Raw genomic sequence first — 15,238 nt, forward strand, 5'->3', positions numbered from 1 at the left:
ATTTATCAAGAGGTGCTTGCGCCGCACGCTCCGCGCGGCAACGTCACCGTGAATATGACCAGGCCGTCACGGCACGCCACCGAGATCTCGCCCTCGTGATCGCGCACGACCTGGTCAGCAATGTACAGGCCCAGCCCCAAGCCATTGCGATTGCGCGAATGGCCCAGCGACTCGGGTTTGAAAGGCGAAAACAAGTGCGTCAGCACGTCTTGCGCAATGGGCGCGCCATGGTTGATGACGCGCAATTCAATATCGTCGTCCACCTGATGCGCCTGAACCAGGATGGGCTGGCGCGGGGCGCCGTGCTGGCGCGCGTTGCTCATCAGGTTGGTGATGACCTGGGCGATGCGGTCGGTGTCCGCCATCAGCTCAAGATCAGGCGCCACGTCCGGTTCGATCAGCAAACCGGGGTACGCCTGACGCTTTTCCGCGATCAGCCCATTGACCAATTCAGTCAGGTTGCACAGCCGCTTCTGAATGCCCAGGCCCATGCCGCCTTGCAGCCGCGACAGGTCCAGCACCTGCGAGATCAGGCGTTGCATGCGGCCGCTGGAATAGCGGATGCGCTCGCCCATGCGCGCGCCGGAATCCGTTTTCGACAACAGCGTGGCCGCCATGGAAATGGATTGCAGCGGGTCGCGCAAGTCGTGGCCCAGCATGGCCAGCAGCGCGGTGCGTGCGCGGTCGACATCCGCGGTGCGGCTGGTGGCAATATGGGACAGCTCATCGCGCAGGTTGTCGGCCGCTTCCAGTTCGGTCGCCAGCCATGGCGTGCTTGTGCCACGCACCACTTCGCGCCAGGCTTCGAATGAACCTCGCGGCGTCAGGCGCGGGCCTTGGCTGCCCACGGCATATTGCTTTTCGGGCTTGCCGCCCCACACCAGCGTTTCGATCTGCTCTTTGCGCAGCCAGATCAGCCAGCCGTTGTTCATGGGGTCGAACTTGCAGGCGAGCAGGCCGGCGTACGGCACAAGGTCCGTTTGCAGGCCAGGATAGTCGCGCGCGATGTTGTCGGTGTGCACCAGGCGCTGGCCGCTTTGGTCCAGCGCGCACAGAATGCCGACGAGTTCGCCGCGCGGCGCGATGCCGCCGAAGACCGTGACGCTATTGCCCCACAAACACAATGCGGCGTCATTCGGAACCAGCGCGGCCGGGGTTTCTGCGCCGCCCGACAAGGCCAGGTGCAGGTTTTCCGAGGCGGATGCACGTTCGGTCAGTTCGCTGACCAGCGCCGCACTGCGTCGTGATTGCGCCGCGCGTGCCGCCCCTTCAATGTTGGCCAGCGCGGCGGACAGCACTTGCGCCAGCGCTTCGCAAGCCAGGCGGGCGGGGTAGGGGATGGGGCGCGGCGAATGGTGGTGGCAGGCGATCATGCCCCAGAGCCGCCCGCCAATCACAATCGACAGGCTCATCGACGCCTCGACGCCCATGTTGGCCATGTACTCCAGGTGAATGGGCGACACGCTGCGTAGTGATGAAAAGCTCATATCCAGCGGCTTCAGCCCGGCGCTGGGCGCACCCAGCACGCGCACAGGCGTGTAGCGCGCATCCGCAATCTGACGCAGCGTGTTGACGGTGTACAAGCGCCGCGCCTGGGCCGGGATGTCGCCTGCGGGATAGCGCCTGCCCACCCAGTCATCCAACGATTCGTGGTGGCGTTCGGTGACGATTTCGCCACTGTCGTCGGGGTGGAAGCGGTAGGCCATGACGCGATCGAAACCGGTCGCGCGATGTACTTCGCGCACCGCGCTGTCGAGCAGTCCGGCCACGTCCGGCTGGCGGCGCACGCGTTCGATGCTGCGATAAATATGCGCAGGGTCGGCGATGCCGACATCCTCGGGGCGGCGCTCTAATTCGATGATGGTCAGGCCGTCCACGTTCCGATGCCCGATCACGTCGAACGTGGCATCGTTGAGCGTGATGGTCAGCGGGTCGAAGATGGGGTCTGCGCTACCCAGCCAGACCGACAGATAATGCGCCAGGCTAGGCGGCAGCGTGCCTGCTGTGCAGACTTGTCCCAGCGTGAGCGGCGCGCCCAGCACGTCGGGCGCATTTTCGCTGGCGAATTGCAGCATTCCGTCGGCATCAAACGCAAGCAGCACGCCCAGCGGCTGGATGGCGCCCGGTACATGGATCGGTTCGCTATCGCAGTTGGCGAGCGTGACTGGCGGATGGGATTGGGGAGGCGCATTCATTCTGGGCGGGGGGGTCCTAGGGCGCGCAATATGCTGTCATTATGTCAAAGATTTTGTACGAATGTTTGCAGTTGCAGCCCTGTCGTCTATATGGAGAATCCATGGCCCGTCTACCCTACGCCGATCTGACTCATCCCGAAGCACGGCCCCTTGTGGAGCGCATCGTCGCGGAACGCGGCAGTGTCTTGCACCTGTACCAAATGCTGCTGCATAGCCCCGCCGTGGCGGGCGGCTGGCTGAACTATCTGACTGCTATCCGGCAGCTCAGCTCCTTGCCGGGTGACCTGCGCGAACTGGTCATCATGCGAGTGGCGGCCATTAACGGCGCGCCTTACGAAGCCGACCAGCACGCGCCGATCGCCCTGAAAGAAGGCGTCACGCAGGCGCAACTGGATGCATTGGATACCTGGGAAAGCTCAAGCTTATTCAGTGAACGCGAAAAAGCGGTGCTGGCCTATACCGACGCCATGACGCGCCACGTTCAAGTGCCGGAACCAGTCTTTCAAGCCGCGCGCGCCGCAATGGGTTCGGAAAAATTAATCGTTGAACTGACTGCGACGGTGGCGGCGTACAACATGGTGTCGCGCTTCCTGGAAGCGTTGCAGGTGCATTCGCACGATCACCGGTAAACCTGCCGGCCCTCTATCAGCAAGCGCCGTGCCCAAAACTCGGCGAGCGCGGATAGAAGGGCCGGTGTGGCGCGTTTATCCGCGCTGCGCCTCGATCAGCGCATCCAGCTTGACCGCGTCCGCCACGAACAGGCGGATGCCTTCCGACAGCTTTTCGGAGGCCATGGCGTCGTCATTGAGCAGGGTGCGGAACGTGATTTCGTCGGCGCCGATAGGGGCAATGGCTTCACCGGTGTCGTCTGCACGCAATTGCGCCGGGGCGTCACCTTCGGTGCTGGACAGCTGCTTGAGCAGATCAGGGCTGATCGTCAGCAGGTCGCAGCCCGAAAGCGCCAGAATCTGGCCGGCGTTGCGGAAGCTGGCGCCCATGATTTCGGTAGGAATTCCATTCTGTTTGTAATAACGGTAAATACGCGTCACGGACAGCACCCCCGGATCGCGCGCGCCCGCATTGTCGGCTTCGACCCAGGCGGCGCCAGCGGATTTCTTGTACCAGTCATAGATGCGGCCAACAAAAGGCGAAATCAGCTGCACGCGGGCATCGGCGCAGGCCACGGCCTGCGGCAGCGAGAACAGCAGCGTCAGGTTGCAGCGCACGCCTTCGGCTTGCAGCACCCGGGCGGCCTGGATGCCTTCCCATGTGGACGCGATTTTGATCAGCACGCGCTCGCGCGGCACGCCGGCGGCTTCATACAGCGCGATCAGGCCGCGTGCGCGTTCGATGGTGGCGCGGGTGTCAAAGGACAGGCGGGCGTCGACTTCCGTCGATACGCGGCCCGGCACAATGTTCAAAATGGCGCGGCCAAACGACACCAGCAGCCGGTCAACCAGTTCGGGCGTGGACGCGCCGCCGTGATCGCGCGCGACTTTTTCCAGCAGCGGGCGGTACGCATCCTGCTGCACGGCTTTCAGAATCAGGGACGGGTTGGTCGTGGCGTCGGTGGGACGCAGCGCCTTCATCGCTTCAAAATCCCCCGTGTCGGCGACAACGGTGGTGTGATTGCGCAGGGCGTCAAGTTGGCTGGACATGGGCAGTTACGGCTCACAACGGCAAGGGTTGAAGGTGCTGTAAGCGTATCACTGCCGCTGCTTGCCCGCCGCCGCCCACAAGCAGGAGGCCGCGTGCATGCGCCGAAAAGGGGGGAATCGCCCGTCCGGGCCTTATTTGGCGCGGTTCGCCGGGAAATTCGGCCGGTCGAGGTATAATCCGAAGGTTTGATTATCGATTCTAAAACCGGGGTTTACTGTGCTGCCGCAACTTTTTCCCGAGGGGATCAACCGCTTCCCTCCTGCAATTCTGGCTCTGGCGGACGGTACCATTTTTCGAGGCGTGTCGATCGGTGCGCCTGGCCATACCGTTGCCGAAGTGGTGTTCAACACCGCGATGACCGGGTACCAGGAAATTCTCACCGATCCCAGCTATAGCGGACAGATCGTCACGCTGACGTATCCGCATATTGGCAACACCGGCGTCAACGCCGAAGACGTGGAAGCCAATCGCGTCTATGCCGCCGGACTTGTGGTCCGCGACTGTCCCGCCCGCGTGTCGAACTTCCGTTCCACGCAATCCCTGCCCGACTATCTGGCCGCGCAGGGCATCGTCGCCATTTCTGGCATCGACACCCGCAAGCTCACGCGCATCCTGCGTGAAAAAGGCGCTCAAGGCGCCTGCATCTTCGTTGGCACCGACGCCGAACGTGCCGTTGAACTGGCTCAAGGTTTTGCCGGCATGGCCGGCCAGGATCTGGCCAAGGTTGTCTCGGTCAAGAGCAGCTCTGAATGGACCGAAGGCACCTGGCAGCTGGGCGAAGGCTTTTCCAAGCCCGACCAGTCCAAGTTCCACGTCGTCGCTTACGACTTCGGCATCAAGACCAACATCCTGCGCTTGTTGGCTGACCGCGGTTGCCGCCTGACTTTGGTGCCGGCGCAAACCAGCGCTGAAGACGTGCTCAAGCTCAATCCCGACGGCGTATTCCTGTCCAACGGCCCCGGCGACCCCGAGCCCTGCGACTACGCCATCGACGCCACGCGCGTGTTCCTGGACAAGAAGCTGCCGGTATTCGGCATCTGCCTGGGCCACCAGATCATGGGCCTGGCCGTGGGCGGCAAGACGCTCAAGATGAAGACCGGCCACCATGGCGCGAACCACCCCGTGCAGGACCTTCAGTCCAAGCGCGTGTTCATCACGAGCCAGAACCACGGCTTCGCGGTTGACGCGGCCAGCCTGCCGGCCAATGCGCGCGTGACGCACGTGTCGCTGTTCGATGGCACCTTGCAGGGCTTCGAGCTCACCGACCGCCCGGCCTTCTGCTTCCAGGGTCACCCCGAAGCCAGCCCGGGTCCGCACGACATCCTTGAACTGTTCGACAAGTTCATCGCCCTGATGTCCGGCCAAAAGTAAAGATTGCATCATGCCCAAGCGTACAGACCTAAAAAGTATTCTCATCATCGGCGCCGGCCCCATCATCATCGGGCAGGCTTGCGAATTCGACTATTCCGGCGCACAGGCGTGCAAGGCGCTCAAGGCCGAGGGTTACCGCACCATTCTGGTGAACAGCAACCCGGCCACGATCATGACGGACCCGGAAACGGCCGACGTCACCTACATCGAGCCCATCACCTGGCAAGCCGTTGAAAAGATCATCGAGCGCGAAAAGCCCGATGCGCTGCTGCCCACCATGGGCGGCCAGACCGCGCTGAACTGCGCACTGGACCTGGCCCACCACGGCGTGCTGAAAAAGCACAACGTGGAACTGATCGGCGCCAACGAGCACGCCATCGAAAAAGCGGAAGACCGCCAGAAGTTCAAGCAGGCCATGACCGACATCGGCCTGGAATCGGCGAAGTCGGGCGTTGCCCACAGCATGGAAGAAGCCTGGGAAGTGCAGCGCCGCATCGCGGTGGAAGTCGGCACCTCGGGTTTCCCGGCCGTCATCCGCCCCAGCTTCACGATGGGCGGCTCGGGCGGTGGTATCGCCTACAACGCCGAAGAATTCGAAACCATCTGCCGCCGCGGCCTGGAAGCCTCGCCGACCAACGAGCTGCTGATCGAAGAGTCGCTGTTGGGCTGGAAGGAATTCGAGATGGAAGTGGTCCGCGACAAGGCGGACAACTGCATCATCGTCTGCTCGATCGAAAACCTTGACCCCATGGGCGTGCACACCGGTGACTCGATCACCGTGGCGCCGGCCCAGACGCTGACCGACAAGGAATACCAGATCATGCGTAACGCATCGATCGCGGTGTTGCGCGAGATCGGTGTGGATACGGGCGGTTCGAACGTGCAGTTCGCCGTCAATCCGAAGAACGGCCGCATGATCGTCATCGAGATGAACCCGCGCGTGTCGCGTTCGTCGGCGTTGGCATCCAAGGCCACCGGCTTCCCCATCGCCAAGGTCGCCGCGCGCCTGGCCGTGGGCTACACGCTGGACGAGCTCAAGAACGAAATCACTGGCGGCGCCACGCCCGCCTCGTTCGAACCGTCGATCGACTACGTCGTCACCAAGGTGCCGCGTTTCGCATTCGAAAAATTCCCCACCGCCGACGCGCGCCTGACCACCCAGATGAAGTCCGTGGGTGAAGTCATGGCCATCGGCCGTACCTTCCAGGAATCGTTCCAGAAGGCGCTGCGGGGTCTGGAAGTGGGCGTCGACGGCCTGAACCAGAAAACCACCGACCGCGAAAAGCTGCAAGTCGAACTGGGCGAGCCCGGTCCGGAACGCATCTGGTACGTGGGCGATGCCTTTGCGCAAGGCTTCACGCTGGACGAAGTGCACAACATCACGCACATCGACCCGTGGTTCCTGTCGCAGATCAAGGAAATCGTCGACATCGAACTGGCGCTGGAACAAAAGACGCTGGCCGATCTGGACTACGCCACGCTGTGGGAACTGAAGCGCCGCGGTTTCTCTGACCGCCGCCTGGCGTTCCTGCTGGACTCGGCGGAATCCGAAGTCCGCAAGCTGCGTCACCAGCTGAACGTGCGCCCGGTCTACAAGCGCGTGGACACCTGCGCCGCCGAATTCGCCACCCGCACCGCCTACATGTACTCCACGTACGAGGAAGAGTGCGAAGCCGCCCCCACCGATCGCAAGAAGATCGTGGTGCTGGGCGGTGGCCCGAACCGTATCGGCCAGGGCATCGAGTTTGACTACTGCTGCGTGCACGCCGCGCTGGCGCTGCGCGAAGACGGGTACGAGACCATCATGGTCAACTGCAACCCGGAAACCGTGTCCACCGACTACGACACGTCGGATCGCCTGTACTTCGAACCGCTGACCTTGGAAGACGTGCTGGAAATCGTCCACAAGGAAAACCCGGTCGGCATGATCGTCCAGTACGGCGGCCAGACCCCGTTGAAGCTGGCGCGCGCGCTGGAAGCCAACGGCGTGCCGATCATCGGCACCAGCCCGGAATCCATTGACGTCGCCGAAGACCGCGAACGCTTCCAGAAGCTGCTGAACAAGCTGGGTCTGCGTCAGCCGCCCAACCGCACCGCGCGCACCGAAGGCGAGGCTTTGGCCCACGCCACCGAAATCGGCTACCCGCTGGTGGTTCGCCCCAGCTACGTGCTGGGCGGCCGCGCCATGGAAATCGTGCACGAGCAGCAAGACCTCGAGCGCTACATGCGCGAGGCCGTGAAGGTCAGCAATGACTCGCCCGTGCTGCTGGACCGCTTCCTGAACAACGCCACCGAAGTCGACGTGGACTGCCTGGCCGATGGCGAAACCGTCTTCATCGGCGGCGTCATGGAACACATCGAACAGGCCGGCGTGCACTCGGGCGACTCGGCGTGCAGCCTGCCCCCGTACTCGCTGTCGGCGGACGTCATCGCCGAGATCAAGCGCCAGACCACGATGATGGCCAAGGCCTTGAACGTCAGCGGCCTGATGAACGTGCAGTTCGCCATCCAGGGCGGCGACGTCTACGTGCTGGAAGTAAACCCGCGCGCCTCGCGTACGGTGCCTTACGTGTCGAAGGCCACCGGCCTGCAATTGGCCAAGATCGCCGCGCGCGCCATGGCCGGCCAGACGCTGGCGGCCCAAGGCATCACGAAGGAAGTCGTGCCGCCGTACTTCTCGGTCAAGGAAGCCGTGTTCCCGTTCGTGAAGTTCCCGGGCGTAGACACCATCCTGGGCCCGGAAATGAAGTCGACCGGCGAAGTGATGGGCGTGGGCATGAGCTTTGGCGAAGCCTTCGTGAAGTCGCAGCTGGCGGCTGGCGTGCGCCTGCCGGATTCCGGCACGGTGTTCATCAGCGTGAAGAACCAGGACAAGCCCCGCGCCGTGGAAGTGGCGCGCGGCCTGCATGCCCTGGGCTTCAAGCTGGTCGCCACGCGCGGCACCGCCGCCGAGATCGAAGCTGCCGGCATCCCCGTGCAAGTGGTGAACAAGGTCACGGAAGGCCGTCCGCACATCGTCGACATGGTGAAGAACGGCGAAATCGCGCTGGTCATCAACACCGTCGAAGAACGTCGCAACGCCATCGTTGACTCGCGCACCATCCGCACGCAGTCGCTGGCCGCTCGCGTCACGTTCTTCACCACCATCGCTGGCGCCCGCGCCGCGGTCGAGGGCATGCAGTATCTGCGCCAGGGTCTGGGCCTTCAGGTCTACCCGTTGCAGGATCTGCACGCATCGCTCAGCGCTCAAGGCTAACGCCATCGCGCCAAGCCTACGGGCTTGAGGTAGGATGCCGGGGCGGCCCTTGAAAAGGGGCCGCCCTTTTTACATTCTTGCGATTCCTCTACGCCTACGGCCATCCATGAACAGAGTCTTCATTACCGGCGCCAGCAGTGGTTTGGGCCGCGCGCTCGCGCAGCAGTACGCCGCATCGGGCGCCACGCTGGGCCTCTTGGGCCGGCGCGAAGACGCGCTGCGCGAACTGGCCGACAGCTTGCCCGGCCAGCATCGCTGCTACGCGGTCGACGTGCGCGACCGCGCCGCGCTGCATGCAGCCGCGGCGGACTTCATTGCGTTTTGCCAGGGCAGGGTGGATGTGGTCATCGCCAGCGCGGGCATCAGCGCCGGCACCTTGACCGAACACGGTGAGGACTACGACGTCTTCAAAGCCATCGTCGACACCAACTTGCTGGCCACCGTGGCCACCTTCGAACCCTTTGTCGGCGCCATGCGCGCCGCGGGCTCGGGCAGGCTGGTGGGCATCGCCAGCGTGGCGGGCGTGCGCGGCTTGCCCGGCGCGGGCGCGTACAGCGCGTCGAAATCCGCCGTGGTGACCTATTGCGAAAGCCTGCGGCTGGAGCTGGCGGCTGACGGTATCAGGGTGGTGACGATTGCGCCGGGCTACATCAAGACCGCCATGACGGCGAAGAACCCGTACTCGATGCCGTTTCTGATGGAGGCGGACGCCTTTGCACAGCGCGCCCTTGCGGCGATTACTCGCGGCACGTCGTACACGGTGATTCCGTGGCAGATGGGTGTGGTGGCCAAGCTGATGCGCCTGCTGCCCAACGCGGTGTACGACAAGCTGGCGCGCGACGCGCCGCGCAAGCCACGTAAAAGCGGATGATGCGCGAACACGCGGCAGACTCAACCTGCCGCGCGTGGCAGCGCTAGCGTCTTACGGCACGACGTCGTCGCCGACCTCATCGGCCACGTGGCCCACATCGCCCCAGTCCAGCACTTCCCATTTGCGGCCTTCGATGCTGACACGGTTGATGCTGACGTTCAGCAGCGCCGCATCACGCGGCGCATTCAGCGGCACGCCCGACGCATGGCGCCAGATGATGTCCAGCACACCGCCGTGCGTAAACAGCAGGATGCGTTCGCCGTCGTGGCGGCTGGCGATGTCGTCCACGGTAGACACCACGCGCGACTGGAACTGGCCCAGCGTTTCGCCGCCGTCCAGCGGGCGCAGCGGGTCGCGGCTTTTCCAGGCGGCTGCCGCTTCCGGCGCCAGCACGTCGATACGTTCGTGATCCAGCCCTTCCAGCACACCAAAGCCGCGTTCGCGGATGCCGGGTTCTACACGTACGCGCAGGCCCAGTTGTTCGGATACCGGCACGGCGGTGGCGTGAGCGCGTTGCAGATCGCTGCTGTAGATGGCGTGAATCGGCGTGTGGCGGGCCTCTTCGCGCAGGCGCGCGGCCAGCAGGCTGGCTTGGTTGACGCCAAATTCGTTCAGGGGAATGTCTTTCCAGCCTTGCAGGCGGCGCTGGCGGTTCCAGTCGGTTTCGCCATGGCGGATGAACCAGATTTCAGTCATTAGAGGCTTGATGCGGGGTAGGCTTGAAGCTGGGCCGGCGTGATGGCCGCGCGCGGCTTCCAGATGGTTTGAATGATCGAGCTTAACGCGACCAGCGCGGGCTCGCTAGCGCGCTCATAGGGCAGGATGAAGCCTAGCATGGCGTCAACGCGTGCCTGGCCCCACACGATGAAATCGTTCGATGCGGCACCCGCCAGCGCGGTCTCTTCGCGCAGCAAGGCGCAACCGGCCCCCGCGCGCACCAGCGCATCCAGGTTCGCCTGGTCGTCGTTCTGCATCACGATGCGCGGCGACAAACCGTGGCGTTCGAACATGTCGCGCAGCAGCAGATGCGTGTGGCTGCCCGACGGGCCGTCAAGCCAAGGCAGTTGCGCCACTTCCCGCCAGCCGCCGCGCTTGAGCACGGCGGCGTGTTCGCGGGGCATGGCGATGCGGTAACGCACGCTGCGCAAGGGCAGCCACAGCACGCCGCGCGGCGGATTGGCCGCGATGGTCAGCGCCGCGGGGAGGCGGCCGGTGCTGACCTGTTCGGCCAGCGTGGCCGTGGGCAGCGTCTGCGTCTTCAATTCCACCAGCGGCAGGCGCTGCGTGACGGCCGATGCCAATTCGCCCAGGCGCAGGAAGTCTGGCTTTTCGCTCGGCACGCCAAGTTCCACCACGCCATGCAGGCTGCCCTGCAACTGCTGCGCTTCGGACTTCAGTTGCGCGCCCAGCACCAGCAACGATTCGGCCGTGGGCAACAGCACTTCCCCCGCCTTGGCCAGCGCCAGGCGGCCGCCACTGCGGTCGAACAACGCGACGCCCAGGCTCTGTTCCAGCGCCTTGATCTGCGCGGTGACAGCGGGCTGCGTCAGCGACAGCGCTTCGGCCGCCTTCGTCAGGTTGCCCAGCCGGGCGACCGTGACGAAAGCGCGGATCTGATAGATTTCCATGGCCGCAAGTTTAGGCCGCGAGCAGCCGTACTTGGGTGGGTTCCAGTCCGATGGACACGGGCGCGCCGGGCGGGAAGGGCGACAGGCCCGCCAGGTGCGACTGATCCGCCGTCAGCCGCTGCTCGCCAATCAATACCTGATAGCGCGTGAACTCGCCCAGGAACTCGCTGCTTTCCACAATGCCCGGCAGCCACACATAGCGCGCATCGCCCAGGCCATCGGCCATTTCGATTTGCACCGTGTGCGGCCGGAAGCTGGCCGCCAGCCGCGTGGCGGCCGGCGCCTCGGCCGTCAGCGGCAAATGCAAGTCGCCCACGCCTTCCACCGCCAGCACGACGCTGCCGCTGGTGCGTTCGCGCACATTGCCTTCCAGCACGTTCATCGTGCCCACGAAGTTGGCGACGAAGCGGTTGACCGGATAGTCGAACAAGGTGCTGGGCGCGCCAATCTGCTGCACCACGCCGTGGTCCAGCACGGCCATGCGGTCGGCCGTGGTCATGGCTTCTTCCTGGTCGTGCGTGACGAAGATGGTGGTGATGCCCAGCCGCCGTTGCAGGCTGAGCAAGTCTTGGCGCATCTGCACGCGCAGCTTCTTGTCCAGGTTCGACAAAGGCTCATCCAGCAACAGCACCTGCGGTTCGATGACGATGGTGCGGGCCAGCGCCACGCGCTGCTGCTGCCCGCCCGACAACTGATTCGGGCGTCGCTTGCCGTATTGCGACAGCCCCACCAGTTCCAGCGCGGCTTCCACCTTGGCGCGGATTTCCGCTTTGGGCAGCTTGCGTTCGACCAGGCCAAACGCCACGTTGTCCCACACCGTCATGTGCGGCCACAGCGCGTAATTCTGGAACACCATGCCGATGTTGCGATCCCAGGGCGGGGTGCCGGTGATGTCTTTGCCGTCCACCAGCAACTGCCCCGCGCTGTGGCGGTTAAAGCCCGCAATCAGCCGCAGCAGCGTGGACTTGCCGGAGCCCGATGGCCCCAGCAGCGCAAAGAACTCACCCGGTTCAATATGGATGTTGACGTCCTTCAGCACTTCCGTCTTGCCGTAAGACAAGCGGATGTTGCGGCACTCGACGCTGACTTTCTTCATGCGGATTCCCCTTCAGTGCGTGCCGGACGCTGGCGCGACTGCGCGCGCTCCACCAGCAAGTGCGATACATACGTGCCGATAGCCACCGCGGCCACCGCCAGCACACCCAGCGCGGCGCCAGGCCCCCGGCCCGCCGCGCTTTGCATATACAGATAGATGCCGTAGCTCATGGGCGCCTGGCTGTCTTTCGTGACCAGCATGATGGTGGCCGACAGCTCTACCGCCGCCGTCACGAAGCTGGTCACAAAGCCGGCCAGCATGCCGCCCGCCATCAAGGGCACCACCACGCGGCGTATCGTGCTCATGCGCGTGGCGCCAAGCGATTGCGCGGCTTCTTCCAGCGAAACGTTGATCTGCTGCAACGACGCCACGCATGACCGCAGCGCGTACGGCAGCCGCCTGACGGAATACGCAATCATGATGATGATCCACGACGACGTCAGCAGCGTGCCGGTGCCGGGAAGCTCGATTCCCCGGAACGTGCGCAGAAAGCCGATCGCCAGCACGATGCCCGGAATCGCCAGCGCGGCCGACGCCATGAAGTCCAGCCACTGGCGCGCCGGCAGCCGGGTGCGCAGCATCAGATAGGCAATCGCCGTGCCGATGATCACGTCCACACCCGCGGCCAGGCCGCAATAGAGCAGCGTGTTGGCAATCATGCCCTGCGATTCGGAGAACACCGCCGAGTAGTGCGCCAGCGTGTAGCCGTCAGGCAATGGCGCAAAGCTCCAGACGCTGGCCAGGGACAGCAGCAGCACGCCCATGTGCGGCGACAGCACCAGCAGCAGCACCAGGATGATCCAGCCATAGGCCAGCACGCTTTCCATCGGCCCCAGCTTGCGCTTCTGGATGGAATTGCCGCCCTTTTGCAACGTGGAATAGTCGCGGCCCTTGAGCACGCGCGCCGACAGCCACAGCGCCAGAATCGAGAACGCAATCATGATCACGCTGATCACATAACCCAGCGGATCTTCCAGGCCCACCTGCGTGATGCGCAGGTACGCTTGCGGCGCCAGCATGTTGGTGGTGCCCAGCACCAGGGGCGTGCCCAGGTCGTCAAACACCTTGACGAACACCAGCGATGCGCCCGCCACATAGCCCGGCAGCGCCAGCGGAAAGATCACGCGGCGAAACAGCCGGAACCCGCGCGAACCCAGGTTGAACGCGGCCTCTTCCATGGCCCCGTCGATGTTGCGCAGCGCCACGACCAGGTTCATCAGGATGAACGGGAAGTAGTGCAGCGCTTCCACAAAGATGACGCCGTTCAGGCCTTCCATGAAGGGAATCGTGAAGCCGAACCAGTCGTTCAGCAGCAGGTTGACGCTGCCCGACCGGCCGAAGATCAGCTGCATCGCCACCGCGCCCACGAATGGCGGCATGATCAGCGGCAGCACGCCCAGCGTCTGGATGATCAGCGCGCCGCGAAAGTCAAAGCGCACGGTGAAATACGCCAGCGGCACGGCGATCAAAGACGCCAGTAGCGCCGACCAGCCCGCCACATACAGGCTGTTGAAAAACGCTTCCTGCATCAGCGGCTGGTTGAAGAACGCGCCGAAGTGGCCCATCGTGAAACTGCCGTCGGCGTTCACGAAGGCGCTGTAGAAGACCGTGCCCACAGGCACAGCCAGGAAAAGCAGCAGAAAGCCGAACACCAGCAGCGCCACCATGACGGGGCCGGCGGGCAGGCGTGAGTGGCCCGAAGAATTCATCGAGATTCCCGAAATCGTTGCCAGGGGAGGGCGGCGGCGGGCGGGCTGAAGTGCCCGTCCGCCGTCGCGCCGGTCGCGGTGTAGCGGCTTAGAGCGCCGCGGCCTGCTTGGCCAGCTTCACGGCTTCTTCGTAGTTCGCCTTGGACTTGCCATTCCATTCGCCTTCCAGCTGCGTGATCTGCTGGTTGACGGCGGCGTCCTTCTTGTTGCCGGCGAAGATCGCCAGGAACGCGGGGTCAGCCGCCTTCTTGCCATCGACCAGCGGCGCCCACGCGAGCTTGCGCGCCTGGGCCAGCAGCTCGGCAGCTTTGCCGCTCTTGGCCTTGTCGCCCAGCTTGGCTTCGGCGTCGTAGATGGCCTTGGTGGCGGCCTGCAATTCCTTCAGGCGGAAGGTGACCGTCTGGTCGTACAGCGATTGCACGACGTAGTAACGCGTCTGCGACAGGTCGGCATCGAATTGAACCTTGCTGCGTTTGGCGATGTCAGCCGGGTCGGGGTAGCCCGGCGGAATCTTGCCGGCCAGCGCCGTGTAGGGCAGCACCGGCAGACGCGAGATCTTCGGTTCCAGCAGCAATTCCTGGCCCGCCTGGCTCAGCGTGAAGGCGATGAACTTCTTGCCTTCTTCGGTGTTCTTCGCGCCGTTGATCAACGCAATGTTGGCCGGCACGATGGCGGTTTCGGACGGGTAGACGAATTCCACCGGGAACTTGGAGTACTTGCTGGACAGGCCGAAGAAGTCGATGACGGGGCCTGCGCCGAACTGGCCGTTGTTCACGCCGTCGGGTACGCCGAACGAACGCTCGGTCACGGCGCTGCTGTTGCCCGACATGCGCAGCAACGTGTTCCAGCCGTCATCCCAGCCTTCGCCTTGCAGAATGGTTTCCACGGTCAGGTGCATCGTGCCTGAGCGCGACGGAGACGTGATGCCCACGTGGCCAAACCATTTCGGCGACAGCAGGTCTTTCCATTCGACGGGTGCGGGAATCTTGTGCGCTGCGATATAGCGCGTGTTGTAGACAATGCCGTAGCCGGCCAGCGCCTGCCCCAGGTACATGCCCGAGGGGTCATTGATGGGGTAGTGGCCGATCTTGTCTGGCACATCTTTGTTCGCCACGTCGGACGACTTGGCCAGCAGCTTGTCGCGGCCCAGCACTTCGAAGGCGTCAGGGGCGCTTGCCCAGAACACTTCGGGGCGCTGGCCCGCGGGCGTTTCGCGCACGTAGGCGATGCCCGACACCGTGTTCTTGTTCAGGATTTCCAGCGTGATGCCAGGGTTAGCCTTCTCGAAGGCGCTTTTGTAGGCCTGGGTCAGGTCTTTGGGGAACGACGTGATCACCGTGACGGTGCCGGCCAGGGCAGGGGCCGAGCAGACGGCCAGCAGCGCTCCTGCAAGTGCTGTGCGCATTGCATGCATGGTTTGTCTCCGTAGTTTTAATTTGTTCGGAGACAGTAA

The 15,238-nt window shown here is 64.0% G+C and carries 11 protein-coding genes; 4 read left to right on the forward strand and 7 right to left on the reverse strand.

The features are described 5' to 3' along the window. Positions 1-5: 5 nt before the first annotated feature. Positions 6-2,195, reverse strand: coding sequence for an ATP-binding protein (locus ACFZAI_RS06645; RefSeq protein ID WP_391566156.1), 2,190 nt, complete (start codon positions 2,193-2,195; stop codon positions 6-8). A 101-nt stretch (positions 2,196-2,296) separates the two neighbouring features. Between ACFZAI_RS06645 and ACFZAI_RS06650 the strand changes: the two genes are divergently transcribed. Continuing rightward, entirely contained in the window at positions 2,297-2,824 is a 528-nt protein-coding gene (locus tag ACFZAI_RS06650; protein WP_391566157.1) for a carboxymuconolactone decarboxylase family protein, read from the forward strand. Positions 2,825-2,899: 75 nt separating this feature from the next. On the opposite strand, the gene tal is transcribed toward ACFZAI_RS06650, so the two are convergent. Then, complete coding sequence (tal, locus tag ACFZAI_RS06655; protein WP_391566158.1) at positions 2,900-3,853, reverse strand: transaldolase; 954 nt, start codon at positions 3,851-3,853, stop codon at positions 2,900-2,902. Between the two features lie 217 nt (positions 3,854-4,070). Here tal and carA point away from each other — a divergent pair, with 217 nt between their 5' ends. From carA to ACFZAI_RS06670, 3 genes are all read left to right on the forward strand, one after another. Beyond that, positions 4,071-5,225, forward strand: a complete 1,155-nt coding sequence (gene carA / locus ACFZAI_RS06660) for a glutamine-hydrolyzing carbamoyl-phosphate synthase small subunit (protein WP_391566159.1) — start codon at positions 4,071-4,073, stop codon at positions 5,223-5,225. Between the two features lie 10 nt (positions 5,226-5,235). Then, complete coding sequence (carB, locus tag ACFZAI_RS06665; RefSeq protein WP_391566160.1) at positions 5,236-8,481, forward strand: carbamoyl-phosphate synthase large subunit; 3,246 nt, start codon at positions 5,236-5,238, stop codon at positions 8,479-8,481. Positions 8,482-8,587: 106 nt separating this feature from the next. Next, positions 8,588-9,352 carry an SDR family oxidoreductase gene (locus tag ACFZAI_RS06670; protein WP_391566161.1) on the forward strand — a complete coding sequence of 255 codons (765 nt, stop codon included), beginning with the start codon at positions 8,588-8,590 and terminating at the stop codon, positions 9,350-9,352. Positions 9,353-9,403: 51 nt separating this feature from the next. Here ACFZAI_RS06670 and ACFZAI_RS06675 read toward each other — a convergent pair whose 3' ends face one another. From ACFZAI_RS06675 to ACFZAI_RS06695, 5 genes are all read right to left on the reverse strand, one after another. Beyond that, entirely contained in the window at positions 9,404-10,048 is a 645-nt protein-coding gene (locus tag ACFZAI_RS06675; RefSeq protein WP_391566162.1) for a histidine phosphatase family protein, read from the reverse strand. Continuing rightward, positions 10,048-10,980 (reverse strand): LysR family transcriptional regulator, encoded by a 933-nt coding sequence (locus ACFZAI_RS06680; RefSeq protein WP_391566163.1) that lies wholly within the window; start codon positions 10,978-10,980, stop codon positions 10,048-10,050. Before ACFZAI_RS06680 ends, ACFZAI_RS06675 begins: the two co-directional genes overlap by 1 nt. A 10-nt stretch (positions 10,981-10,990) precedes the next feature. Beyond that, positions 10,991-12,076 (reverse strand): ABC transporter ATP-binding protein, encoded by a 1,086-nt coding sequence (locus tag ACFZAI_RS06685; RefSeq protein WP_054427948.1) that lies wholly within the window; start codon positions 12,074-12,076, stop codon positions 10,991-10,993. Then, complete coding sequence (locus tag ACFZAI_RS06690) at positions 12,073-13,785, reverse strand: ABC transporter permease (protein ID WP_391566164.1); 1,713 nt, start codon at positions 13,783-13,785, stop codon at positions 12,073-12,075. Before ACFZAI_RS06690 ends, ACFZAI_RS06685 begins: the two co-directional genes overlap by 4 nt. Positions 13,786-13,873: 88 nt before the next feature. Then, positions 13,874-15,199 carry an ABC transporter substrate-binding protein gene (locus ACFZAI_RS06695; protein WP_391566165.1) on the reverse strand — a complete coding sequence of 442 codons (1,326 nt, stop codon included), beginning with the start codon at positions 15,197-15,199 and terminating at the stop codon, positions 13,874-13,876. Positions 15,200-15,238: the final 39 nt, after the last annotated feature.

It is taken from the genome of Achromobacter sp. NPDC008082, assembly GCF_042957345.1.
In the GTDB taxonomy this organism is placed as follows: Bacteria; Pseudomonadota; Gammaproteobacteria; order Burkholderiales; family Burkholderiaceae_B; genus Achromobacter; species Achromobacter kerstersii_A.

What these genes read in the sequence shown, in the direction of transcription:
- ACFZAI_RS06670 (WP_391566161.1), top strand. Translation starts at nt 8,588, where the DNA reads ATGAACAGAGTCTTCATTACCGGCGCCAGCAGTGGTTTGGGCCGCGCG.
- ACFZAI_RS06695 (WP_391566165.1), bottom strand. Translation starts at nt 15,199, where the DNA reads ATGCATGCAATGCGCACAGCACTTGCAGGAGCGCTGCTGGCCGTCTGC.
- ACFZAI_RS06675 (WP_391566162.1), bottom strand. Translation starts at nt 10,048, where the DNA reads ATGACTGAAATCTGGTTCATCCGCCATGGCGAAACCGACTGGAACCGC.
- ACFZAI_RS06685 (WP_054427948.1), bottom strand. Translation starts at nt 12,076, where the DNA reads ATGAAGAAAGTCAGCGTCGAGTGCCGCAACATCCGCTTGTCTTACGGC.
- carB (WP_391566160.1), top strand. Translation starts at nt 5,236, where the DNA reads ATGCCCAAGCGTACAGACCTAAAAAGTATTCTCATCATCGGCGCCGGC.
- ACFZAI_RS06650 (WP_391566157.1), top strand. Translation starts at nt 2,297, where the DNA reads ATGGCCCGTCTACCCTACGCCGATCTGACTCATCCCGAAGCACGGCCC.
- ACFZAI_RS06645 (WP_391566156.1), bottom strand. Translation starts at nt 2,195, where the DNA reads ATGAATGCGCCTCCCCAATCCCATCCGCCAGTCACGCTCGCCAACTGC.
- ACFZAI_RS06690 (WP_391566164.1), bottom strand. Translation starts at nt 13,785, where the DNA reads ATGAATTCTTCGGGCCACTCACGCCTGCCCGCCGGCCCCGTCATGGTG.
- tal (WP_391566158.1), bottom strand. Translation starts at nt 3,853, where the DNA reads ATGTCCAGCCAACTTGACGCCCTGCGCAATCACACCACCGTTGTCGCC.
- ACFZAI_RS06680 (WP_391566163.1), bottom strand. Translation starts at nt 10,980, where the DNA reads ATGGAAATCTATCAGATCCGCGCTTTCGTCACGGTCGCCCGGCTGGGC.